At 42.0% G+C, this 22,713-nt stretch carries 23 protein-coding genes and 2 pseudogenes; 9 read left to right on the top strand and 16 right to left on the bottom strand.

Annotated features, from left to right (window positions below; all coding sequences use genetic code 11):
- Positions 1-8: 8 nt before the first annotated feature.
- From AOQ70_RS03855 to AOQ70_RS03835, 5 genes are read right to left on the bottom strand one after another with little or no spacing between them, the layout of a single operon-like run.
- Positions 9-1,358: a lysine N(6)-hydroxylase/L-ornithine N(5)-oxygenase family protein gene (locus tag AOQ70_RS03855; RefSeq protein WP_059374909.1), complete on the bottom strand. Its 1,350-nt coding sequence runs from the start codon at positions 1,356-1,358 to the stop codon at positions 9-11.
- Positions 1,333-1,887: a GNAT family N-acetyltransferase gene (locus AOQ70_RS03850; RefSeq protein ID WP_059374906.1), complete on the bottom strand. Its 555-nt coding sequence runs from the start codon at positions 1,885-1,887 to the stop codon at positions 1,333-1,335. Before AOQ70_RS03850 ends, AOQ70_RS03855 begins: the two co-directional genes overlap by 26 nt.
- The gene (locus AOQ70_RS03845) at positions 1,884-3,665 is read right to left on the bottom strand and encodes an IucA/IucC family protein (RefSeq protein ID WP_059374904.1); all 1,782 of its coding nucleotides are present in this window, start codon (positions 3,663-3,665) and stop codon (positions 1,884-1,886) included. The genes AOQ70_RS03850 and AOQ70_RS03845 overlap by 4 nt, the downstream gene beginning before the upstream one ends.
- A complete protein-coding gene (locus AOQ70_RS03840) occupies positions 3,662-5,149 on the bottom strand; it encodes a pyridoxal phosphate-dependent decarboxylase family protein (RefSeq protein WP_059374902.1) in 1,488 nt (495 codons plus the stop codon). The genes AOQ70_RS03845 and AOQ70_RS03840 overlap by 4 nt, the downstream gene beginning before the upstream one ends.
- Positions 5,136-6,482: an aspartate aminotransferase family protein gene (locus AOQ70_RS03835; protein ID WP_059374899.1), complete on the bottom strand. Its 1,347-nt coding sequence runs from the start codon at positions 6,480-6,482 to the stop codon at positions 5,136-5,138. Before AOQ70_RS03835 ends, AOQ70_RS03840 begins: the two co-directional genes overlap by 14 nt.
- 386 nt (positions 6,483-6,868) lie before the next feature.
- Between AOQ70_RS03835 and AOQ70_RS03830 the strand changes: the two genes are divergently transcribed.
- Positions 6,869-7,405, top strand: coding sequence for a serine O-acetyltransferase (locus AOQ70_RS03830; protein ID WP_041089754.1), 537 nt, complete (start codon positions 6,869-6,871; stop codon positions 7,403-7,405).
- Here AOQ70_RS03830 and AOQ70_RS03825 read toward each other — a convergent pair.
- The 4 genes from AOQ70_RS03825 to AOQ70_RS03810 form a co-directional block, all read right to left on the bottom strand.
- Positions 7,400-7,657 (bottom strand): hypothetical protein, encoded by a 258-nt coding sequence (locus AOQ70_RS03825; protein ID WP_039177699.1) that lies wholly within the window; start codon positions 7,655-7,657, stop codon positions 7,400-7,402. The genes AOQ70_RS03830 and AOQ70_RS03825 overlap by 6 nt on opposite strands.
- Before the next feature lie 34 nt (positions 7,658-7,691).
- Positions 7,692-7,967, bottom strand: coding sequence for a hypothetical protein (locus tag AOQ70_RS03820; protein WP_059374898.1), 276 nt, complete (start codon positions 7,965-7,967; stop codon positions 7,692-7,694).
- A 63-nt stretch (positions 7,968-8,030) separates the two neighbouring features.
- Positions 8,031-8,588, bottom strand: a complete 558-nt coding sequence (locus AOQ70_RS03815) for a GNAT family N-acetyltransferase (RefSeq protein ID WP_059374896.1) — start codon at positions 8,586-8,588, stop codon at positions 8,031-8,033.
- A 14-nt stretch (positions 8,589-8,602) separates the two neighbouring features.
- The gene (locus AOQ70_RS03810; protein ID WP_059374893.1) at positions 8,603-9,469 is read right to left on the bottom strand and encodes an AraC family transcriptional regulator; all 867 of its coding nucleotides are present in this window, start codon (positions 9,467-9,469) and stop codon (positions 8,603-8,605) included.
- Positions 9,470-9,582: 113 nt separating this feature from the next.
- Between AOQ70_RS03810 and AOQ70_RS03805 the strand changes: the two genes are divergently transcribed.
- Positions 9,583-10,959 carry an MATE family efflux transporter gene (locus AOQ70_RS03805; protein ID WP_059374891.1) on the top strand — a complete coding sequence of 459 codons (1,377 nt, stop codon included), beginning with the start codon at positions 9,583-9,585 and terminating at the stop codon, positions 10,957-10,959.
- A 26-nt stretch (positions 10,960-10,985) separates the two neighbouring features.
- Here the strand turns inward: AOQ70_RS03805 and AOQ70_RS03800 are convergent, their stop codons facing one another.
- The 4 genes and pseudogenes from AOQ70_RS03800 to asnB form a co-directional block, all read right to left on the bottom strand.
- Positions 10,986-11,825 (bottom strand): phytoene/squalene synthase family protein, encoded by an 840-nt coding sequence (locus AOQ70_RS03800; RefSeq protein WP_039177688.1) that lies wholly within the window; start codon positions 11,823-11,825, stop codon positions 10,986-10,988.
- The gene (locus tag AOQ70_RS03795) at positions 11,818-13,293 is read right to left on the bottom strand and encodes a phytoene desaturase family protein (RefSeq protein WP_059374889.1); all 1,476 of its coding nucleotides are present in this window, start codon (positions 13,291-13,293) and stop codon (positions 11,818-11,820) included. Before AOQ70_RS03795 ends, AOQ70_RS03800 begins: the two co-directional genes overlap by 8 nt.
- Positions 13,290-14,808 (bottom strand): annotated as a pseudogene (locus tag AOQ70_RS03790) (phytoene desaturase family protein). Before AOQ70_RS03790 ends, AOQ70_RS03795 begins: the two are co-directional and overlap by 4 nt.
- 147 nt (positions 14,809-14,955) lie before the next feature.
- Positions 14,956-16,796 (bottom strand): annotated as a pseudogene (gene asnB / locus AOQ70_RS03785) (asparagine synthase (glutamine-hydrolyzing)).
- A 154-nt stretch (positions 16,797-16,950) separates the two neighbouring features.
- Here asnB and AOQ70_RS03780 point away from each other — a divergent pair.
- Positions 16,951-17,478, top strand: coding sequence for a DUF2777 family protein (locus AOQ70_RS03780; protein ID WP_058838819.1), 528 nt, complete (start codon positions 16,951-16,953; stop codon positions 17,476-17,478).
- Positions 17,479-17,516: 38 nt separating this feature from the next.
- Here AOQ70_RS03780 and AOQ70_RS03775 read toward each other — a convergent pair whose 3' ends face one another.
- The 3 genes from AOQ70_RS03775 to cotG all read right to left on the bottom strand — a co-directional run bounded on the left by AOQ70_RS03775 (position 17,517) and on the right by cotG (position 19,671).
- The gene (locus AOQ70_RS03775; protein ID WP_034282135.1) at positions 17,517-17,885 is read right to left on the bottom strand and encodes a YisL family protein; all 369 of its coding nucleotides are present in this window, start codon (positions 17,883-17,885) and stop codon (positions 17,517-17,519) included.
- Between the two features lie 92 nt (positions 17,886-17,977).
- On the bottom strand, positions 17,978-18,883 hold the full coding sequence (locus AOQ70_RS03770) for a fumarylacetoacetate hydrolase family protein (RefSeq protein WP_039177674.1): 906 nt from the start codon (positions 18,881-18,883) through the stop codon (positions 17,978-17,980).
- A gap of 125 nt (positions 18,884-19,008) precedes the next feature.
- Entirely contained in the window at positions 19,009-19,671 is a 663-nt protein-coding gene (cotG, locus tag AOQ70_RS20165) for a spore coat protein CotG (protein ID WP_082700810.1), read from the bottom strand.
- Between the two features lie 206 nt (positions 19,672-19,877).
- Between cotG and AOQ70_RS03765 the strand changes: the two genes are divergently transcribed.
- The 6 genes from AOQ70_RS03765 (at position 19,878) to AOQ70_RS03740 (ending at position 22,671) form a co-directional block, all read left to right on the top strand.
- Positions 19,878-20,972 (top strand): CotH kinase family protein, encoded by a 1,095-nt coding sequence (locus AOQ70_RS03765; RefSeq protein WP_059374888.1) that lies wholly within the window; start codon positions 19,878-19,880, stop codon positions 20,970-20,972.
- A 122-nt stretch (positions 20,973-21,094) separates the two neighbouring features.
- Entirely contained in the window at positions 21,095-21,256 is a 162-nt protein-coding gene (locus tag AOQ70_RS03760; RefSeq protein ID WP_039177669.1) for an aspartyl-phosphate phosphatase Spo0E family protein, read from the top strand.
- A gap of 127 nt (positions 21,257-21,383) precedes the next feature.
- Positions 21,384-21,605 (top strand): spore germination protein, encoded by a 222-nt coding sequence (locus tag AOQ70_RS03755; RefSeq protein WP_024425506.1) that lies wholly within the window; start codon positions 21,384-21,386, stop codon positions 21,603-21,605.
- Between the two features lie 14 nt (positions 21,606-21,619).
- Positions 21,620-21,853, top strand: a complete 234-nt coding sequence (locus tag AOQ70_RS03750) for a spore germination protein GerPB (protein ID WP_003210877.1) — start codon at positions 21,620-21,622, stop codon at positions 21,851-21,853.
- A gap of 30 nt (positions 21,854-21,883) precedes the next feature.
- The gene (locus AOQ70_RS03745) at positions 21,884-22,498 is read left to right on the top strand and encodes a spore germination protein GerPC (RefSeq protein WP_039177664.1); all 615 of its coding nucleotides are present in this window, start codon (positions 21,884-21,886) and stop codon (positions 22,496-22,498) included.
- On the top strand, positions 22,495-22,671 hold the full coding sequence (locus AOQ70_RS03740) for a germination protein GerPD (protein ID WP_003210893.1): 177 nt from the start codon (positions 22,495-22,497) through the stop codon (positions 22,669-22,671). The genes AOQ70_RS03745 and AOQ70_RS03740 overlap by 4 nt, the downstream gene beginning before the upstream one ends.
- Positions 22,672-22,713 lie beyond the last annotated feature (42 nt).

The following is a 22,713-nucleotide window of genomic DNA, read 5'->3' as shown; positions in this document are numbered from 1 at the left end:
CATCCTCCTTAACCTTTGATTTCTTCAAATGTGTGTGCGTTCTTGTGTGTACCAAATGTCTGGAAGACGTGCTTTTGATAAAGTGGATACACGGTTTGACGAGCAAGTTCATTGATGATCACACTGTTTCGATAAGCCCCCAGCCCCAAATCTGGAGCGCCGACCCCATGTGTATGAAGCTCTGCATTTTGTACAAAAATATCATTTTCACCCATCGTATTTGTTTTCAAACGATATTCACGTTCCACTTGGAAACGTCCTTGATCATCCCATTGAATGTGGTGAGAAATAGGGTTGATAAATGGCGGCAGAACGGATTGATAGCCAGTCGCCAATACAACAATATCCGTCTCATGCGTAAATGATTCTTCCTTGACCCATTGCGTGCAGGAAAGTGATAATCCGCCCGCTGTTTCCTCAATCAAGTTGACCTCCGTCATGGCTTGAAGCACTGTGTTCAACTGCGTTCCGCAGGCAGAACGTTCATAAAGCAAATGATAAATATCACGAATCATTGCCGAACTGATGCCTTTATACAGCAAGTCTTGCTGTTTTAATAACGCATCCTTTTTTGTTTGCGGAAGCTCATAAAAGAAATCAATATAGTCAGGGGAGAAATACTCCAGCCCTAGGTTTGAATATTCCATTGGGAAAAATCCTTTTGACCGTGTGAACCAGTGAATATCCTTCGCTTCATCATCTGATAAAATGTCATAAAACACTTCTGCTGCACTTTGACCAGAGCCGATAACTGTGACAGATTTCCCTTTGAAACAGCCTTCTTTCTTTCGTTTTAAATAGTCAGCTGAGTGAAAAACCTTCTCTCCTAAAGCTGGCTGGAGCGATGCTGGCACTGCGGGCTGCGTGCCAATTCCTAAGACAAGATGTTTGCTTTCAAACACCTCTACAGTTTGATCCTTCACATGACGGACATGCACTTCATACCGCTTTTCCCCTGCCTTTTCAACCAGTGAGACAGATTCGACGTTCATGCCAAATCGGCAAGAGTCTAACTGGTCAGCGACCCAGCGACAGTAATGACTGTATTCCTTGCGCGGGATATGGAAGTCCTCTAAAAAGTAAAATGAATACAAACGGTTTTGTTCCTGCAAATAGTTGAGAAAGCTATATTTGCTTTTCACATCTGCCATGCTGACAAGGTCCGCTAAAAATGGGACTTGCAGTGTTGTCCCTTCAATGAGCATACCTGGGTGCCAGTGAAAGGCTTCACTTCTTTCAAAAAACAAAGCGTCGATTTCATTTACCTCTTCAGATAATGCGGCAAGTCCAAGGTTAAACGGGCCAATGCCGATCCCAATTACATCCACTATATTATTTTGCTTGTTGAACCGCGTCATGGTTATACTTCCTTTCGAATCGTTCTCGATCACAAAACATCAAAAGACCTGTTTTATCCGGTAAAGTGACTGGTTTTACACGTTCAAAGCCGCATTTTTCAAATACATGAATCATTTTTTCATTGCGAATATCCGGCTCAGCGACGATTTTTTCTGTTCGTTTGTTCTGCTCAAATTGAAATGCTGTCATTGCCTGAAGGAGCGGCGCAGCAAATCCTTTTCCCACATAATTCGGCTCCCCTATTAACAGGTGAATGCCTTGATCATGCGGAGAAGGCTCATAGTAGGATTCAATGATATCTCCTTTCACGTTGTAAGCCTCAAAATAACTCATTGGCGTCCCATCAATCGTGCCTAAATAAAGGGTTTGATGCGGATCATGTATTGCCTGATAAAAATGCTTTTCAAAAGCAGGAAACGGAATATTCAAATGCCAAAATGGGTGAACATACTCTTCTTGCATCCATTTATGGACAAGCTGGACGTCTCTTTCATATTCAGCACGAATAAACCTAATACGATGCCTCATCCAATCAGCGCCTCCTTATGTAAAAAGAGCGGATTCAAGACAGCTGTGTAACGAGACTGTGTTTCCAGAGAACCTGTCAGCTCATCCATATCTTCAAATCGTGTCAGCAAATTCGCTTTTGAAGGAAGTTCTTTTGAACGGAGAAGGCTATTTGTCAGATCAGAAGCTCCGTACATCTCCTCATGAGCAAGCAATGTATCTATCACGAGTGCCAGCAAGTCTTCTTCCTTTGCTAGTCCTTCTGTGCCAAAGCCATTAATGAGACCAAATAAATGATTAAAGAAGAAATAATAACGGAGTCTCTCAACGGCTACATCATCCGCACAAATGGTTTCACTTCTTACGCTCAAGTTTTGAACTAGATTTGCGAGCTTATCTTTTTTTGATTCACTATAATAGTAGCCTTGATTGTCACGATAATAGAAGGTATCTGGATAACCATTCTTCATTTGCACAACAGCATTTTGCTGATGGGCCTCGAGTGCAAGACCATACGTTTCAAATAGCCAGAGCATCGGCTTTAACGAAATGGTTAAGTATTGTTTAAACCAATCTTGGCTGACCGCTTCTGTTGACCGGCCTTCTGCATCTGCAAGTTTATGAATAATTCCTGCTAACCTTGATTTTCCTCCGTACGCATGATCCTGACACAGCCCAGCAATTAAGCTTGCGCCTTTTTCACGATGCAAGAATGGATTTTGACGAATGACCACTTCAAAGCCAGATTCCGCTTCATCTCCTCGAATAGAGAGATATGCAGGATCTTCAATGACCCGGAATCCAGAGAATTTTTCATATAAAGAAACGCCTAATTCTGTTTTTAAGATGCGGGACATCTCTACTCCTCGATCCAGTTCCTTCTGTTTATTGATGCGTAACGAGTTTGTAATTTTCACAGGAACAGAGAATTTGAGCATGTAAGCAGAATCCTTTTGATAGACCGTTCTAAAGGATGAGGTCGCTGTGTATTCAGACCCGAGCGGTCCTAAATAAGTCAGTTTCCCCTCCTCTATATAACGCTTCACGAATGCCTTCTCCATGACCACTTTGACTTGCAGCGGATGAATCGGAATGAGCACATATTCTCCGTTTTCTGTTAACCTATTCAGCCTCTCTGCTTCTTCTGGAACCTGACGCGAAAGCTCTTCTAACATGAGGCTTGCCGCAGGTTGTGAAATAGATGAATCCTGAAGCACAATCGAATGGTGCGCTTTAAAGTAATGAAGCTGGAAAGCTCCTTTCAGCTCAGGAGAATAAACGGCTTCCTCCTCTTCTGTCATCCCTTGTCTGCTTTTTGGTGTTGGATGTGTTAAATGTCCAAGGAGAAGTGACTGTTCAGCCTCGATGTACTCAAAATCAGCTTGAGATAAAGCAGCTTGATCACTTTCTCTCTCCCGTAAGAATCGTTCAATATTTCTGCAGCTTAAAATGATGCGAAGCATGAATTCATCCTCTGCATCTGTGCGGCCATATGCAATGAGAAGCTCCTTTGAACATAAAGCAACAAGTGTCGTGTAATCGACGATCGTCCCCTCTTGCTGGCTGCCACTCGGACGAAAGCGAATCGGAAAATCAAAGAGATGGCGGCCTACAGATGAAAAGTATCGGATCGGAATCACAAGCTCAAGGTCTTGCTTTGCTAGTTTTGCCACGAATACAAGCGAACCATCTGCTTTCGTCTCTTTTTTTGCAGATCGATCGATTCCTGTTTCACGTAAAAAACAGTTTAAAAAGCTTTGCATTGTTGCATTTTCAGCCATTTGTTTATATTGACTCAACGTAGTACCCTCCCGGATTGAATATGAGCGATCCCGATATCAACGATGTCAGAAAGGATTTCCTCAATATGTGTGATTGTCGTTCTCGGATTTAACAAAGTGAATTTCAAGCATGTTTGACCATCCACCACTGTTTTTGCAATGACAGCAGTTCCTGATTTGAATAGCGTTCGATGGATGATTTTATTGATGTCATCCGCACCCTTAAATCGAAACACTACTGCATTGACTTCTGGCTCAGGATTGATCACTTCAAGGTGATCATTGCTCTCGATAAGCGCAGCCACATCCTTCGCAAAATCAATGGTATGGTCAATCATGTCACCAAACCCTTCCTCCCCAATCAGACGAAGAGAAAGAAGCAATTTCAATGCATCAAACCGGCGCGTCGTTTGGACAGATTTATTGACGAGATGTAGTATTCCATCCAGTTCATCTTCTTTTGGATTAAGATAATCTGCATGATAATTGATCAAGCCGAAATGCCTTTTATCCTTCAGCAAAAATGCTCCGCAGGAGATCGGCTGATAAAATTGTTTATGAAAGTCGATCGTGATGGAATCAGCCAGCTCAACACCATCTAATTTATCTCGGTAGTTTTCACTTAATACAAGCGCTCCACCATAGGCAGCATCTGCGTGTATCCACAGACCGTATGGTTTGACGATGTCATACACATCTCGAACCGGGTCAATACTGCCAAAATCAGTTGTCCCGCAAGTCGCCACTAGCGCAAAAGGCAGGAGATCCTGTTCCTTTAACTCAACAAGTTTCTTCTTCAAATCGTTGAGGTCCATGCGGTGATGCTCATCTGTCTCTATCAGAACAACCGCCTGCTCCCCTAAGCCTAGCTGGGATGCAGATTTTTTCACAGTGAAGTGAGCATTCTTAGAGCAAAGAATTCTCATGCGGTGAGCCTCACTCGGCAAGCCTTTCTGCTGAACATTCCATTGCCATGTGTTTTCACAAAAAGCATCTCTTGCAAGAAGCAGCCCCATGTAGTTAGATTGGGTTCCACCGCTCGTAAATGTCCCATCTGCTAGATTTCCATAAGAAAACTTCGCACATAGCCACTTTAGAATTTCCTCCTCAACCAAAGATGCAATACCGCTTTGATCGAAGGAATCCATTGATTGGTTAAATGAACTTACTATCACCTCTGCGGCAAGTGCAGGTATAAGCGGCGGGCAATGCAAATGTGCCAAGCATTTTGGATGCGATACATCAACCAGATGTGGCAAAAGGTGCTGCTTTATATCTTGAAAGACAGATTCAATTGATTCGCCAGACGGTTGAAACTGAAATAATGATTCGACACTAGCCGCTAATTTCCCAGGCAATATTCCACTGTATGGTCCTTGGTCTTTTTGCCATTGGTCCAGTAAGCTGTCGATAGATGTATGAAGAGCCGCTTGGAAGGACTCTCTTCCAAGCTGGCTTTGATTGATAAATAATGAATCCACAGAAGCTTTAGTTGATTGCATCGTATACGGCCTCTTTGAAAATAGCGATAACTTGTTCAAGCTGTTCTTCAGTCATGATCAATGGCGGTAAGAATCGAATGACGCTGCCGAAACGGCCTCCTGTCTCTACAATTAAGCCTTTATCGAAGCAATTCTTTTGAATGAGACTGGCTAGCTCAGGATTTGCTGGATAACTTCCATCCACATCCTGCTTCTCATTTGGATTAACTATTTCAGCACCAATCATTAATCCTCTTCCTCGAACATCACCGATAGCAGGTACATTTTTTTGAATGTCTTTTAGATAAGCCTGCATGCGATTCCCTAACTGGTCAACATGATCAAGCAGATTCGTTTCTTTTATAAATTTAAGCGTAGCGGTTCCTGCAGCCATTGCCATTTGATTTCCTCTAAATGTGCCAATGTGTGCCCCTGGATTCCATTGATCCAAATCTTTATCATAAATCACAACTGAAAGCGGCAGGCTTCCACCAATGGCTTTAGATAATACAATGACGTCTGGCACAATTCCTGCATGTTCAAAAGCAAACATCTTACCTGTTCGGCCAATGCCTGATTGAACCTCATCGATAATGAGCGGAATGCCTTTTTCATTTGTGATTCTTCTCATTTCTTGCATCCATTCAATAGATGCTGGAATTGAGCCTCCCTCACCTTGTACTGCTTCAAAGATCATACCTGCTGGCGGAAGAATACCACTTTCAGGATCATTTAATACACGCTCAATATAAGAGCTGGAAATGCGGTGTGAATCTTTCCCGCCAATTCCGAATGGACAGCGATATTCATATGGATAAGGCATGAAATGCACATCTGGGATTAACCCTTGCACTCTTTCCTTTGGAGACAAATTCCCGCTTAATGACATCGTGCCATGTGTCGCACCGTGATAAGCACCGTGGAAAGAAAGAATGGAACGATTTCCTGTCGCAGTCTTGACTAATTTAATCGCAGCTTCTATGGCATCACCGCCAGTTGGTCCACAAAATTGAATTTTTGCTCTCTTTGCAAACTCTTCTGGCAGGTGAGAAAAAATTTCATTCACAAACTCTTCTTTAATTTCTGAGGTTATGTCCAACGTATGCAATGGCCTTTTTTCATGAAGCATACGTTCAATCGCTTCTATCACAACCGGATGATTGTGGCCAAGTGCAAGTGTTCCTGCGCCTGCTAGACAGTCATAAAACTCTCTGCCATCCGCATCTGTCACGATCATGCCCTCGGCTTTTTGCATGGCTAATGGGAACCGTCTCGGATAAGACCTTGCATTAGATTCTCTTTGACTTTGCTGCTCTAAAAATTGCTGATTTTTAGAAACGGTTTTGATGGACATAATAAAACACTCCTCCAATTGATAAAGATTATCATTTTCATTTACTAGCCTAGAGGATGTGAGATAGGAAAGTCAATTGTATTCAAAAAGATGATTCGAAAAGCATATGAATACAATATTCTCTTTTTAATGAGTATTTTCGAGTGATTTTTACAAACCTTACTGCCATAAGGAGACGGAACGCATGAGACGGATTGACATTGAAAAAAATTACAAATCATTTTTCCTGGTTCATTTGTTCTATTCAATTCAAAGCGCTCATTTTATGCAGAAATTTGGATGAAATGAAGGTAGAAAATTGAAGAAATCACACTGTTTATTCTTGATATAAATGGTTTGGATGGTATAATTTCTCTGAAACATAAGGGATGGAGAGGGGAATTTTGATGATTTTAACAAAGCACGATCTTCACCATTACTTAACGCAGGATAAGAAAGCATTAGCTATCACGCGCAGAAGGCCAAAATGGTTTGGGGACGATATATGGAAATATCAAAGGTATTTACGAAAATATGAATACTATTCTAATAGCGGCGCTACACTGCGCAAATGGTTTTACCGCTATTTACATAAAAAGAAAGGGATGCAGCTTGGCTTTGATATCCCAATTGGCGTCTTTGGCCCCGGCCTTAGAATCAATCATACTGGCCTCTTAATTGTAAATAAGCACGCAAAAATTGGGGCATTTTGTGATATTCATCAAGGGGTGAATATTGGTCAAAACCATTCCGAAAAGGATGTACCAACCATTGGAGATCACGTATGGATTGGGCCCGGTGCTAAGCTGTTTGGAGACATTTATATTGCAAATCATATCTCAATTGGAGCAAATGCCGTGGTGAATCATTCCTTTCATGAAGAGCAGATCGTCATTGCTGGTGTTCCGGCTCAAAAGGTAAAAGAAAAAGGCCCTTCTTCATGAAGGCGCCTGATAAAAAAGAATAACACCGATCAAAACAGAGATGAGCAGCATGAGATAAAACAAGATGGTTAAAATCAAGATCGTCCAGCCCAGCCCCTTCCTCTCTGTCTTGATCAAATAAATACCGAGTACGATGGTACTAAAAAGCACGCCTAAAATGGCCCACAGCCATTTGTCTTTGTGATGCTTTGGCGCATCAAACCATAAATAGATAGCAACAGCAAGTGAAACGAATAGACCCGTTATTCTCAAGATTAAACTCCCCCTTATTATGTATACGCGCTCTCTATGATGCGTTTGAGTATCCGATGATCAGCAACAGGAAGTAAAAGACATAGACTAGCATAACAATAGAATAGATGATGATGGACACGATCAGAACTGTCCAGCCCAATCCTTTTCTTCCTGTTTTGATGAGGTATATCCCAAATGCAAAGAGCCCGAATAAAAGACCTAAAATAGACCATAACCATTTATTTTTCCCATGTTTTGGTGCATCTATCAATAGATAGATTGCGACTAGAATAGAAACAAACCATCCAGTGATCCAGCCCACATTCATCTGCCACCCTTCTTCTTCAGTTCATTCCATTATATGATGCTTTTTTCCTAAAAAAATAATGATTCAGAGGATATTGCGCGGGAGGCTTCGCCATTCTTCTCTCAGCATTCCGTAGCGCATCGAATCATAATACTCTCCTTGATAATAACGGACCTTTCTCAGTCTCCCCTCAAGGACAAATCCGCATTTCTCTGCGCACCGCATCATCCGTTCATTCCCTGACCAAGTGGTTAGACCAATTCGAGGGATATCAATATGCGTAAATAATACATCAATCCATAGATTTAATGCCTTTGTCCCAACGCCCCCGCTCCAAAAGCGTGAGTCATAAATGACAATGCCGCATTCAAGCCACCGTGTACGTTCATTCTCCCAATAATATGATACGGTACCTTTGATATCACCGTCTATTTCAATGCCATATAGCTTTTGGGGAATGGATTCATCCTGTAAGTAACGCTTCTTAAATGCAGAAAGCGGGATTTCGTGTTCATAAAAATAAGGGGCATTCCATTTTCGATAGGACTGGTCTGGTGCTTTAAATTTTAAATGCCACACCGTCTCTAAGTCCGTTTCGGTTAATGGACGTATGTTCACAAGCTCTTCCTTTTCTCTTTTCATCTGTTCACGTTCCTTTACTTTGTCGTTCTTTTTGCTAGATGACGGTACTCAATCGGCGTCATGCCTTCATTTTGCCGAAACAGCTTAGAAAAATAAGTAGGGTCGTCAATGCCTACATGCTCTGCAATGGCTGCGATTTTTTCATTCGTTGAAGCGAGCATGCTTTTAGCTTTTTCGATCTTGAGACGATGGCTGTACTGGTTTGGCGTCAATCCATACACCGTCTGCATACACCTTGTCATGTAGTCAGGATGATAGTGCAGCTTCTCTGCAAGCTGCTCCATATGCAATTTCTCCATAAAGTGATGCTCAAGATAGTGAACCACTTCTGATGCGACAGTCTCCTTTGCACTTGGAATATGAAATGCTTCCTTTTGCAGGTGAATGAGCAGTTCCTCAAATAGAAGCTGTTTTTTCAGCGGAAGTTCAGATGCATCATGATTTAGTGCGCTCATCGCTGAAAGGTGTTTTTCTAACACACTTCGTCCCTTCACTTTTCCTAAACGAGGCAGGCTAAATTCATATGTTGCCGGCTTTTCGAAGGTGGCTTGGTTTTGTTTCATATCAATCCAGTGTTCTCTCGGCCGGTTCGTCAGCTCAAATCGATCAATTGAGAAATGCAGCCACTCATAGTAGGTATCCTCTTCACATGGCAGATGTCCGCCATGTGACAGGCCCGGTGAGAGAATCATATATTCACCTTCTTTTACGTGAAAAGCCTCCTCGTCCTCTGTCATCCATAGTTCACCTTTTGTGACATAGAGAAGATCAAATACAGCGAAGGTTCTTGAGATATGTCTTTCTCCTTGATGAAATATCCCTCTACCTGAAGCTATATAAATAGGAAACGGCGGTACAGTAAATGTAATAAATCGATTCATATTCATCCCCTTATGAAGTCGTATTTCTCCAATAAGTTTCGGTTTCATCTCTTCTTATTATAGTCGATGCAAGGTACACTATAAATCGGATTTATACGAAAGGGGGCTTTGTGATGAAATCTCAAACCCTGTCATATGAAAAGGTTCAAGCCAAAGATGAGAAAACGCACCCTTCATTATTTGCATTAACTTGGCCTATTTTTATCGAAATCTCTTTATATATGCTCATGGGGAGCGCTGATACACTTATGCTCAGCCAATACTCTGATAACAGTGTGGCCGCAGTAGGTGTAAGCAACCAGCTCCTGAATTTATTAATTGTCATGTTCAGCTTCATTACAACAGGAACGACCATTGTGATTGCGCAGCTTCTAGGAGCTGACCGCAAGCAGGAAGCGACTCAAGTCGCCTATGTCTCACTAGGGACCAACTTCTTGATCAGCTTTGTCATTAGTCTCCTCATGTTTATGTTAGCTGTTCCAATTCTGCACATGATGGGCTTATCAAGTGAACTCATGCCGGATGCGGCGGTCTTTTTACAAATTGTCGGGCTGCTTTCTTTTATTCAAGCGCTTATTATGACGTATAGTGCTATTTTAAAAAGCTACGGATATACAAGAGACACGATGTATGTCACCATCGGAATGAATTTGCTAAACGTTGCCGGCAATTATTTGGTCATTTTTGGTCCGTTTGGCTTTCCGGTATTAGGTGTCATGGGTGTTGCCTTTTCAACCTCGCTGGCTCGATTGATCGGATTGATGGCGATGATTCTCATTGTCCGCCGCCGAATTGGGTTGCGCTTTTCGCTGAAGAGCATGTTTCACATCCAGCGGACGCATTTAAAAAGGTTGCTAAAAATTGGCATTCCTTCTGCTGGAGAGCAGCTTTCTTATAACGGCTCTCAAATGATCATTACACTGTTTATTACATTTATGGGGACGCAGGCTTTAGCAGCAAAGGTCTACACTCAAAATTTGATGATGTTCATTATGTTATTTGGTGCAGCGATTAGCCAAGGCACACAGATTTTAATTGGACGCCATATTGGAGCGAAAGAATTCGATGCGGCCTACCGCAGATGTATGAAAAGCTTATACTGGGCCATTGCGATCTCTCTTCTTTCTTCCACTGCTTTATCTTTATCATCGACGCATTTGCTTACGTTTTTCACTAGCAATCATGAAATCATTCAAATCGCCGCCACACTTCTCCTATTGACGATCATTTTAGAGCCGGGACGCTCTTTTAATATGGTCATTATTAATTCATTGCGGGCTGCTGGTGACGCGAAGTTTCCAGTGTATATGGCGATGATTTCAATGTGGGGAATTGGGCTTCCGATCGCTTACTTGTTAGGCATTCAGCTTGAAATGGGGCTCATCGGGGTTTGGATTTCTTTTATCGTGGATGAATGGGTCAGAGGCATCTTTATGTATAGGCGCTGGCGTTCCAGAGTATGGACGGCATATCGTTTTTCTTCCACATAAAAAGGACTGCGGGGTGCAGTCCTTTTTTACGTAATATCTTCTAAAATAAGTGCTTTTTCCTGTTTTGAAATAAATGCTCGCTCTGTAAAGACGCGGTATTCGTTTTCTCTTGTTTTATCTAAGATGGCTTTATAAAAGTGGGCTGCTGCTTTCACCGGTATACGTGAATATAGCGGGAATTCATGAAGATGGTCAAAAAACTCCTCGTAGTATGCCTCTGCCTCAAAAGCAATGTACTCCCAGACGTGCTGAAAAGCTTGATTGACAATCCCTTCCTTCAATTCTTGCTCTGTGTACCCGAATTGATCCATCACTTGCTTTGGCAAATAAATGCGGTCTCTTTCAGCCTGATCTTCGCCGATATCTCGAAGAATGTTGGTTAGCTGCATAGCGATCCCTAACGAAATGGCTGCTTCTTTTAGCTGCTCTTTTTTACGCGGTGCAATAATGGGAAGGAGCATGAGTCCAACGGTACTAGCAACATGGTAGGAATAGATGAGCAGTTCATCTAACGTTTCGTATCGCTGCTGCTCTAAATCCATCTCCTGTCCTTGGAGCAGGTCACGAAACGGGGCTTCATCCATCCGAAACTCTTGAAATGTATGCTCTAGCGCCACCCATATCGGATCATTCCGGTCTACCTCACCTTGTAAAAATCGATCAAACGTCTCCCGAAAGGATGCAAGGTCCTCTTGTGGCGAAGGCGACTCATCCACAATGTCATCTGCTCTCCGGCAAAAGGAATACACGGCCCAGACGGCCTGTCTTTTCTTTTTAGGCAGCATGGAAAAGGCCCGGTAAAACGTTTTGGAATGGGTTTGAATGGTTTCCTCACACACTTTTAATGCTGTTTGTACATCAACCACTTATCTTCACTTCCTTTCTATCATTCAAATCTTTTAGTAGTACAGAAGCCATGAGCTTCGCACTTTGCATCACGATCGGCACCCCGCCGCCCGGATGGATGGAAGCACCTGCCGCATAAAGATTGTCTGTCTCACTGACCTTCACTTGCGGGCGGAAGACACCTGATTGGAACAAATTAGGCGCAAGTCCAAAGCTGCCGCCTTCAAACAATCCTTCTCGCAAGGAATCATTTGGTGTCCTGACCTTTTTCCAGACAATCGACTCTCGTAATCCCGGAAAACCTCTTTTCTCAAGGACACCCACCATGTTCTCGACAAAATCTGTCTCCTCTTCCCAGTTGATATGATCTCCTGAAGGAACGGGAACGAGCATGTATAGAACACTGCAGCCATCTGGGGCAAGAGATGGATCAATGATCGATGGATTAAATGTATAAAATGACGGGTCTTGAGGAATCGTTTTCGTTTGAAAAACCTCTTTCATATGCTGATCAAAGTGTTCTCCCATAAAAAATTGATGAACAGGTGCTTCCTGATACATCTTGTTTAAACCAAGATACACCATCATACAGCCAGAGGACGGCACGTATTTTCGGCGATCTTGTTCGTCTAAACCAAACTGTTTTAACGCAGCTGGATAATCTCCATTGATCACAAATGCATCAGCGGCTACATGTTCATCATTCACTTTTGCTTTGACTGCCCGTTTTCCCTCAAATACCAATTGCGTGACTTCTTCATTTTTTCTTACATGCACACCCATTTTGATAAGCTGCCCTTCCAATATATCTACTAAACTTGCATAACCGCCTTTTAAATAGTAAATACCATGTGCGTGCTCACTATATGAAACAAGCGAATAAATGGCCGATGCTTCATACGGGTTTCCCCCAACATAGAGGGTTTGAAGTGCGTATGCATCTCGCAGGCGTTCGTCTGAGAAATATTTTTTCAGAGCGCTTTGTACCGTTCGATACGCCTTTAATTTCATTAAAATCTTCATATTGGCTTTTGTAAAAAATGTACGTTTTTCGTGAAATGATTTTTCTAGAAAAGCTTTCTGCCCTTCTTGAAACCGGTCCGTCATTTCTTCCATAAACCTCTGGAATCCTTGATCTTCTTTTGGAAATACACGTCTGATTTCATCTAGCTGACGACGTGCATCAGAGTATTTCGTATAGGAGGTTCCATCTTGATATTGAATTGTGTACAGCGGATCAAGCTGCAACAGATCAAGAGATGATTCGTCAATTCCTACCTCATGTAAAATGCCTTTTAACATGTCAGGAAGTAGGACAATGGTCGGACCTTCATCTACTTTATATCCTTTCTCACGTACAAAAGCAAGTCTCCCGCCAAGCCGTTCATTTTTTTCGACAAGGGTGACATCATGTCCCGCTTTTTTCAAATAAAGCGCTGAGATCATTCCGCCAATACCGCCACCTGCAATCAATATATGTTGTTTCATGAGGCGCTCCCCTTTTCTTGATGCCGCATTGTTTTATGTGAATGTTTCTCTTTTGAAAGAATGGCATTTGTCGTGATACGCGCTGATTCTAAAATGGTTGGCAGTCCGCTTCCTGGATGTGTTCCTCCTCCAACGAGCCAGCAGTGCTTTAATTCATCAAATTCATTGTGCGGCCTTAGAACCATCATCTGCGTGAGCTGGTGGCCAAGGTTAAATGTAGCTCCTTCATATACGTAAAGGTCTTCCTCCCATTGCTTCGGTGTGATCATCCGCTCAACTTCTATATGCTGCCTGACATTCTGAAAGCCGGTTTTCCGCTCCAATGTATCCAGCACAAGCTCTCTAAATTCATCTTGATGCGCTTCCCAATCAATACCGCTTTGGTTATTGGCAACTGGAGCAAGCACATAAAGAGCTGATTTTCCTTTTGGAGCAAGTGAGTCATCGGTTACACTTGCATTTTGAATATAAATAGACGGATCATCTGGCAGCTCATATGTTTTCGTAATGCCTTTGACGAATCTAGCATAATCATCGGAAAAAACAATGGTATGATGCGGCTCATCGTACATGGTATCCAATCCTAAATAGAGCATAAAGGTAGAGCATGAGAATTTTTTCTTTTTTTAGTTTTTTCTCACTGTATTTCTTTAAAAGACCTGGCTCGACAAGCCTTGTCATCACATGTGCAAAGTCTCCATTGACGACAACCTCATCTGCTTGTATTTCTTCCCCAGATTCTAAACGAATGCCTTTTACTTTCCTTCCCTCCGTGAGCAGCTTTTCGACGCCAGCTGACAGATGAATCTCTGCACCAGCTTCAACCGCCGCCTTTGCCATCGCTTCTGACAGCTGATTGACACCGCCCTTAGGATGGAATACACCTGTATCATGCTCCATATATGAAAGGATTGAGAACGCACCAGGACATTCCCACGGCGACATTCCTAAGTACTTTGATTGAAATGTAAAGGCATATTTCACTGATTCATTCGAGAAATAGTCTGACAGTACATCATACAAACTTTTATTTAGCGAAAGCTGTGGAAGTGCTTTGATCACCTTCGGGCGAAGGTAATGATGAAAGCGGTCCATTTTACTTTGTAAAATTGGTGTGAGCCGATCCATTTTGCGCTTTGTATCCTTCATAAATCTTAGATATCCTTCGCCCTCACCAGGTGCAAAGGCTTCTAATCGTTTGTACATTTCATCGCGATCTCGAATCATATCCAGCTGATTGTCTTGAAAAATTAATCTATACATCTCTTTTAATTCAATTACATCGATATAGTCATAAAGATTTTTACCAGCAAAGGTGAACAGCTCCTCTGCAATATGAATCATGCTTAGAAAGGTAGGACCTGTATCAAACGTGAAATCACCAAGCTGAAACTTAGCATTACGTCCGCCGACAAAGGACTGTTTTTCGTATACATGAACTTCATGTCCTTTGCTTTGAAGCATCATAGCTGCCGCAAGTCCCCCTGGTCCCGCTCCGATCACAATGATTTTCATTATCCTTTTTCCTCCAAATTAATTCACTTTAAGTTAATTATACAAATTAGAAAGACTAGATCAACTTTTGATGTGCTCAAAAAGTCTCATGTTATGTATCAAAAAAGCCGGCTTCCTTTCAACAAGTACAAGAAAGCCGACCCTTTATTACGCTTCTATATCAATTCGATACGTTTCAAACCAATGATGAATCTGTGCTAGATGGGCAATCAACTGCGGGCCCTTCATGAGCTGGCCATACCAAGGCACATGAAAGGAAGCTCCTTCCGTTTCAATCAGCTGCTTTAATTGATGTGGATCTAAAAATTCGTGAAGGACAGAATCTTTTTGCGCGAGACAATTTGTTAGCATCTCTTTCACAGCCTGAGTATAGGCTGGATGATGTGTTTTCGGGTAAGGACTCTTCTTTCGATAAAGCACTTCATTCGGTAAAATTCCCTCTAATGCTTTTCGTAAAACCCCTTTTTCACGATTTCCATGCATTTTCATTTCCCAAGGAATATTCCACACATATTCGACAAGGCGATGATCTGCAAATGGCACACGTACCTCAAGACTAGCACCCATACTCATTCGATCTTTTCGATCAAGCAGTGTTGTCATAAACCAGATCATATTTAAGTAAAAAAGTTCTCTCCGGGCTTTATCGACTCCAGTTTCTCCATCTAAAAGAGGCGTTTCTGCCACCGTTTCTTCATATTTGCTTTGCGCATATTCCTTAAGTGACAGCTTTTTTTGCCACGAGTCTTGCAGGAGCTGCGTTCTTGCTTCTGTCGATCTCATCCAAGGGAAACTATTTGTTTCATTTGCCATGTGAAACCAAGGATAGCCGCCAAAAATCTCATCAGCACACTCACCTGATAAACCAACAACGAAATCCTTTTTAATTTCTCGGCAGAATATAAGTAAAGAAGAATCGATATCTGCCATCCCTGGTAAATCTCGAACCTCAACCGCTTCCTTCAAATACGCAGCCAGCTCTTTTTGCCCGATGATACAGTTGTGATGATTCGTTTGAAACGCTTTGGTCATTTGATCAATCCACGGGCCATCAGCATTCGGCTGGAATTGACTGGCTTCAAAGAATTGATCATTTTCTTCGTAGTCAATGGAATACGTATGAAGCGGTGCTTTCCCTATTTTCTCAAAGTGCTTAGCGGCAATGGCAGTAATGGCACTAGAATCGACGCCGCCAGATAAAAATGTACATACAGGCACATCAGAGACAAGCTGTCTTGTCACAGCATCTGTAAAGAGATGCTTAATGTGCTGTGCGGTGTCATCAAGTGAGTCAGTATGCTCCTTGCTTTTGACATTCCAGTATCTCCACACGCGCAGGCCGTCTTTTGAAAAGGTCAAGGCATGTGCAGGTCTCAGCTCTTTTACCCCTTTAAACACTCCTTGGCCTGGTGTTCTTGACGGCCCTAAGCCAAAGATCTCCGATAGCCTTCATGATCGACTTTTGCTTTGATATCAGGGTGAGCAAGAAGTGCTTTAATCTCTGAACCAAATAAGAAGGAATGATGACGTTCTGTATAGAAAAATGGCTTGACACCGAGCCGATCTCTCCCTGCAAATAACAATTCACGCTCACTATCCCAGATCACAAATGCAAAAATGCCATTAAAATGGGAGACACACTCTTCCTTCCATTCTGTATAGGCATGAAGAAGAACTTCTGTATCAGAATGCCCAAGAAAGCGGTGCCCCCTTTTTAACAATTCTTTTCTTATATCCTCCGTGTTATAGAGCTCTCCATTGTATACAATCGTATAAGCATGGTTTTGATGTGTATATGTCATCGGCTGCTTTCCGCCTTCTACATCTACCACCGCTAACCTTTTATGCCCGAAAAGAACATGCTCACTTTTCCACGTATTTGTATCATCTGGCCCTCTTTTAGATAATGTATCTGTCATTTGATTGATTACATGATCCTGTTGGATGAGCTGCTTTTTAAAGTCTGCCCAGCCTGTAATTCCACACATCATCATCAGCTCCCATCCGTTTTTCCTCAAGTGTTCTCATTCAGCCTTTCTTAGTTTATGCATCGTCTCCTTGATAGTTGATTTGTCCTTTTTTCCCGGCGTATAGGACAGGCTTGATTTGGTAAGAAAAGAAAGAGGAAAGGAGCTTTTGCAAATGGAGAATCGAATGAAGCAGCTTGAACGCTGCAGCAGAAGATGGTGTAACGGGTATTTGCTCATTGAAAACGGACATTGTCTGATTGAAGATGAAGAAGGAGAGATCATGCTGCCAGAAAGTCTTCAAAGCACAATGATCTGTTTGAAGGAAAATGACCGATGGACAAAAGGAGAATTGCTTGGTTCCATGGTTCTTCATGAAAACGGGCAGCTAATAGAAGTACAAGGAGGAGAAAAAATTCAATATACGGCGTCCCTTGCCAAAGGCTTGCTCGATCTTCTCATGTTCGTACCGGAGAACGTCTTTGATCACATCCTTGAGCAGGTAGAGCAGCTTGGTTTTTCCGTCTATGATTGTGTCTTCTCTTCCTTTCATTCATTGCAGCGCGTCTCTTTCTTTCAGTTTTCGGCAGATACGCAATCACTTGCACTTCAATGTCACCATGACCCTGCCTCCAGTCACATTCGTTTTGAATGGACCACTTCAGATGGACAACGGATCGTTTCACAATTTGATGCCACATAAAAAGGACACTGCTTCGTATAAGCAATGTCCTTTTTATATTAAAAGATATGGAAACCGATCGGCAGACGTAAACCGAGAAGAATGGTCACAATCGCAAATACGATAAAACCAATCAACACACCAGTCACCGATTTTCCTTTTTTCTTGCGCACTAGGACCATTTCCATGAAACCGATCACTAGGATACCGAGAATCATTTTTCCGATATACTCGCCCCCGAAACCTGGAATTTTCATTCCTGTGCGAACATACAGCTCTACGCCTGTTGCGATAATGATCAAGTAGAATAAGCGAACGATCATGTGCACAATTTTAGCGCCTTTGTCGTTTTTACCTGCTAGAGCAAAGGCTACGAAGAATAAAATAATCCCCAGCACCCATGCTGTGATATGTAAATGTGTTCCCATTTGTGATTTCCCCCTTTATCAGAACAAGTACCTTCTCATCGTACCACGAAATAAGTCGAACACAAAGCGACAATCCTGTGTCATCACGTGCTTTATTTGACGTGATTTGTCAGCGTCCCAATCGGTTCAATCGTGATGTCAATTCGATCTCCAGAAGCTAAAAACTTAGGCGGTTCAAAGCCCTTCCCTACCCCAGAAGGTGTACCAGTTGCAATGATGTCACCTGCTTCTAGCGTCATCCCTTTTGAAAGAGTGGAGACGATGTTCTCAATTGTGAAGATCATTAATTCCGTACTGGCAGACTGACGAACCTCTCCGTTTACCTTTGTTTCCACATGGAGCGCACCATGATCCTCGATCATTGATTTATGAACGATATAAGGTCCTATCGGGCAGGTTGTATCTAAGCTTTTGCCAATGAAAAATTGTTTGTGTTTTTTCTGCAAATCTCTTGCCGTCACATCATTTAGAATGGTGTAACCGAATATATAATCTCGGACCTCTTCAGGAGCAATGTTTTTCCCTGATTTGCCCATCACGATAGCAAGCTCTCCTTCATAATCCAATTCACTTGTCACATCTTCATGAAGAAGAATCTCATCTTCGTGTCCAATGACAGAAGTAGGTGCCTTTGTAAAAATCATCACGTCTTTAGGAATATCCGCCGCACTTCCCATTTCCATAACATGATCTTGATAATTCTTTCCGACACACATGATGTTTTTAGACGGCTTTGGAATCGGGGCATGGAGTTTCACGTCCGAAAGCGGATATACATAAGAGCCGCGGTCTTCTTCTTTTTTCTCAGCCCAATCAAGAAGCTGCCCCACATGTTCTACAAACTTGTCCCCCATTTTGATGCACTCAGATAAAGAGTTTGGCAGAGTCTCAAGCTCAAATAATTTGGCTTCTGCCTTTTTGACGTCCATCACCCATTCATCATCAATGACTACCCCAATAAACATGCTGCTATGTATCTCACCTGTAAAAAACTTCATGTCTTCCCCTCACAATCTTCATTTCGCTAAGTTATGATGTCTCATTTTATTTCTCTATGAAATAAAAAAACCCTTTTTTATCATACTCTCTTTTAAAAAGGGTTTCAAAAATGATGATTGAATGCCTAGCGGAAACGGCGGTATTCCCACATATTTCCTTGGTCCCATTTACGCTCAACATTTCCTGTTCTTTGAGAACGATGCTTTTTCTTTCCACATCTATGGCAAGATCGGCTGCGTTTATGGTGATGAGAACGTTTAGATCGATGGCTACGGCGTGACTTGCGGCTCTTCTTATGATGTGATCTGTGCTTGCTGCGATGTGATTTACGGCAGCTTTTCTTATGATGTGATCTGTGTTTGCTGCGATGTGATTTGCGGCAGCTCTTCTTATGATGCGATCTGTGTTTGCTGCGGTGTGACTTGCGGCAGCTCTTCTTATGATGCGATCTGTGTTTGCTGCGACATGACTTTTTCGGTTCGCTCTTTTTGCTTCTGTAAGATTTCTTGCTTTTATATGACTTTTTACTCTTCATGCTTTTCTTCGAACGATAGCTTTTCTTAGAGCGATAACTTTTCTTTGAACGATAGCTTCTGTAGCTTTTTTTACTGCGGCGTGATTTACGGCGTCCACCACCAAAGAACCAATGACCGCGATTTGAATGACGAGAACGAGCTGACTTATGCGAACGTCTCGATTCTGGTTCACGATCTAAGTGATGATCACGTCCCTCACTTCGAAGTGAAGCCACTGCATGTTCAATGTGTGAATGATCAAATGTACTCACGAACAATTCCCCTCCCAGTCTATGCTGCGACAAAACAAACAGACAAAGCTGTTTATCTTCTCTGCTTTATGTTACGAGACTCGGTAGACAAGTGTTCGTGACGAATGCCTCTTTCCTTTAAAACTCCATGAATACCTACCAGCCGGTACAGGACATTCCTTCACTTTCATATTGTAAAGAAGAGCATATAGGAGGCTGATGAACGTATGAACACGGAACCTTTAAAACAACTTGATATGTGGATTCATCCAAAGGACCTGATTGAACTAAAAAAAGACATTTGGAACGATGAACCTGTTGAAGCTATTCTGAAAACAGGCCAAATCAAATCACATATTTATGCTTCATACCGCGGTTCACACATTAGAAAGCTTAAGAAAAAGTCCTATCAAATTGAATATCGAAAGCCAAAACAAAGACAAGGCGAATCCATCTTTCATTTAAATGCAGAGTACAATGACCCTTCGTTTATCCGAAACAGACTATCTTTTTATTTCTTTGAGCAGATGGGGGTGCTTAGTCCAGCCGCTTCTCATGTGTTTCTCACCATAAACGGAAGAAAAGAAGGCATTTATTTGAAAATAGAATCCGTCGATGAGTTCTTTCTTCAAAAACGGCAGCTTTCAGGAGGCGGCATTTATTATGCGGTTGATGACGACGCGAACTTCTCCCTTTTGAGTTCTTTTGATAAGAAGCCAAAAAAGCACCTTCTTCTCGGATACGAGAAAAAAACGGGGACGTCTCAACATGATCAGCAGCTGAGTGAATTTATTTACTTTCTCAACACAGCAAGAGATGACACTTTTGCAGAAAAAATTGAACAATACCTAGATGTGACACAATATTTCCGCTGGCTCATCGGTGTGGTATGCACACAAAACTTTGATGGTTTTGTTCATAACTACGCTCTTTATGTGAATGAACAAGGGCGGTTTCAAGTACTTCCTTGGGATTATGATGCAACATGGGGTCGTGACATTCATGGAGAAGAAATGGCGTTTGATTATATCCCAGTAAACGGCTTTAATACATTAACTGCTAGATTACTAGATATCCCTTCGTTTAAAGAAGCCTATTACACACTTTTCCAGCATGTACTCGATACACATTTTGTAGAAGACCGGCTATGCCCAATCATCGAGAAATGGCATGAATTGATTGTGGACCGAATTGGAGATGATCCATATACGAAAGATCGAAAAGACATCCTACCATCTGAACGAGACTTAATCCGGCAGTATATCAACAAAAGACGACGTTATTTACAGGCTGAGATCAGAAAAGAAAAATTTGGCACGTAAGAACACTTTCGAATTTTGTCACTTTATTACTCATATTGACGAAACAGCTTTTTTTATAGAAAAATAGGGTATACTAACCATATCCTTCTATTTGATAAAAAATGTGAGAGTTGGCGTCCGTTATGATCAATTATGAAATTGAACAAAAAAGATTACATTTAATTGAGACTGCAAAAAAATTCGGGATGAATGCGGAAGAAACCATCAGATGCAGTCAAGAGCTTGACATGCTCTTAAATAAAGGCATCAAATCCACCTCTAAAGATTGCTCAAAAAAAGGGTAAGCCATACATCTAATTCCTCTCATGAAAAGCTTTCAAAAAGACAATCACACATTAAAAGCCCCATCATAAGCTATGGTGAAACGCCCAAAAACAAAGTGCCCTAATTTTATAAAGGATGTGCACCGCTATGCCGGCTATTGTGGGAGCCTTTAAAGTAAATGCCGTCGGAACGAGCGGAGTCGTTCATGTTGGAGACTGTATCACCATTTCTCCAAATAGTCAGGTTAAAACGTTTGCTGGCGCAGGCAGTTTTAATACAGGTGATCAATTGCAAATTAGCAACTACAAAAGTGTGACAAATACGTACGACAGTGATGTCATAGATCAACCGCTTGTTGGTAACTTGTAAGGAGTGAGGATCCGTTGAACTTCTATATTAATCAAGCGATACAAATTAATTATTTACGTGTGGAGTCTGTGAGTAACTCCTCTGTTCTGCAAATCGGGAGTGCTGGATCCATCAAAGCCCTTTCCAACCTGTATAACACGGGAAGCTACGTAGAAGCAGCGCCTGCCGCAGCAGGTACACAAGGAATTGAAGAATCTCAAGGCGCAAGCACAGCACCTTTTGTACCGCTTCAGTCACCAACAACTTAAGTCATCTGCAATCCCCGGAGGTGTAGGTAAATGTATGATTATCAGAGCAACGCTTCACAAGTATATGGCATCATTCAAAAACAATCGCAACAAATCATGATGCTTGAAAAAAGGCTTAACGAGCTTCAGCAGGAAATACAAATGATCAAAGATAAACCGACAACGAATATAGAACGGATTGATTATCAATTTGATCAACTGAAAATCGAACGGCTAGAAGGGACGCTGAATATCGGCCTCAACCCATCTGATCCAAACAGTGTTCAAAACTTTGAAGTGGGCCAAACAACAACCCCGGGAATTGGAATGATGCAGCAAGAAATGGCTGATCAATTTTTCAATCAAACACGGCAGCTTGTCGATGCATTTTTAAATGAAGAAGCTCCAGAACTTCTTGAAGAACTAGAACAGCGATATGAAGGATCCCTCGATGAAAGCAACAAACACCATATCATTGAGGACATTCGCAAGCAAATTGACAGCAGGATCAAATACTATGCGGGACAGTTACCACACCGGGAAGATATGACACCGTTGCAGCGTTCAGAGCAAATTGCTGAATATGTGAAGCATGATGTAAAGCGGGCGATTGAGCACTTTTTAGCCCATATTCCAAGTGAAACGAAAGGAGAGGAAAACGGATGAATTTCACAGTTGTCAACCGCAACATTGAGACCGGAAGCATTAAAGTAGTCGGGGTATCGTCTTCTTCCTTATTTATCATCGGGGACACAGATCATGTACAATTATCCTCAATTTTCGATACACCGCCAGAATCTCTGATTATTGGCCCGTTTGTTCCTCTAGCACCTCGATAATGATCAAGCGCACATCTCAAGTGAAGTTCTCAAAGGTGAATT

The sequence above is a fragment of the Bacillus sp. AM 13(2015) genome (assembly GCF_001518755.1).
Lineage (GTDB): Bacteria > Bacillota > Bacilli > Bacillales > Bacillaceae > Bacillus > Bacillus safensis.
The sequence above is the reverse complement of the archived record's forward strand: the minus strand, read 5'-3'. Positions and strand labels throughout refer to the sequence as shown.

Bases quoted from the DNA above. Each gene is read 5' to 3' on its own strand.
- AOQ70_RS03855 (WP_059374909.1), bottom strand. From the start codon at position 1,358: ATGACGCGGTTCAACAAGCAAAATAATATAGTGGATGTAATTGGGATC.
- AOQ70_RS03850 (WP_059374906.1), bottom strand. From the start codon at position 1,887: ATGAGGCATCGTATTAGGTTTATTCGTGCTGAATATGAAAGAGACGTC.
- AOQ70_RS03840 (WP_059374902.1), bottom strand. From the start codon at position 5,149: ATGCAATCAACTAAAGCTTCTGTGGATTCATTATTTATCAATCAAAGC.
- AOQ70_RS03835 (WP_059374899.1), bottom strand. From the start codon at position 6,482: ATGTCCATCAAAACCGTTTCTAAAAATCAGCAATTTTTAGAGCAGCAA.
- AOQ70_RS03830 (WP_041089754.1), top strand. From the start codon at position 6,869: ATGATTTTAACAAAGCACGATCTTCACCATTACTTAACGCAGGATAAG.
- AOQ70_RS03820 (WP_059374898.1), bottom strand. From the start codon at position 7,967: ATGAATGTGGGCTGGATCACTGGATGGTTTGTTTCTATTCTAGTCGCA.
- AOQ70_RS03815 (WP_059374896.1), bottom strand. From the start codon at position 8,588: ATGAAAAGAGAAAAGGAAGAGCTTGTGAACATACGTCCATTAACCGAA.
- AOQ70_RS03810 (WP_059374893.1), bottom strand. From the start codon at position 9,469: ATGAATCGATTTATTACATTTACTGTACCGCCGTTTCCTATTTATATA.
- AOQ70_RS03805 (WP_059374891.1), top strand. From the start codon at position 9,583: ATGAAATCTCAAACCCTGTCATATGAAAAGGTTCAAGCCAAAGATGAG.
- AOQ70_RS03795 (WP_059374889.1), bottom strand. From the start codon at position 13,293: ATGAAACAACATATATTGATTGCAGGTGGCGGTATTGGCGGAATGATC.
- AOQ70_RS03780 (WP_058838819.1), top strand. From the start codon at position 16,951: ATGGAGAATCGAATGAAGCAGCTTGAACGCTGCAGCAGAAGATGGTGT.
- AOQ70_RS03775 (WP_034282135.1), bottom strand. From the start codon at position 17,885: ATGGGAACACATTTACATATCACAGCATGGGTGCTGGGGATTATTTTA.
- AOQ70_RS03770 (WP_039177674.1), bottom strand. From the start codon at position 18,883: ATGAAGTTTTTTACAGGTGAGATACATAGCAGCATGTTTATTGGGGTA.
- AOQ70_RS03765 (WP_059374888.1), top strand. From the start codon at position 19,878: ATGAACACGGAACCTTTAAAACAACTTGATATGTGGATTCATCCAAAG.
- AOQ70_RS03760 (WP_039177669.1), top strand. From the start codon at position 21,095: ATGATCAATTATGAAATTGAACAAAAAAGATTACATTTAATTGAGACT.
- AOQ70_RS03755 (WP_024425506.1), top strand. From the start codon at position 21,384: ATGCCGGCTATTGTGGGAGCCTTTAAAGTAAATGCCGTCGGAACGAGC.
- AOQ70_RS03745 (WP_039177664.1), top strand. From the start codon at position 21,884: ATGTATGATTATCAGAGCAACGCTTCACAAGTATATGGCATCATTCAA.
- AOQ70_RS03740 (WP_003210893.1), top strand. From the start codon at position 22,495: ATGAATTTCACAGTTGTCAACCGCAACATTGAGACCGGAAGCATTAAA.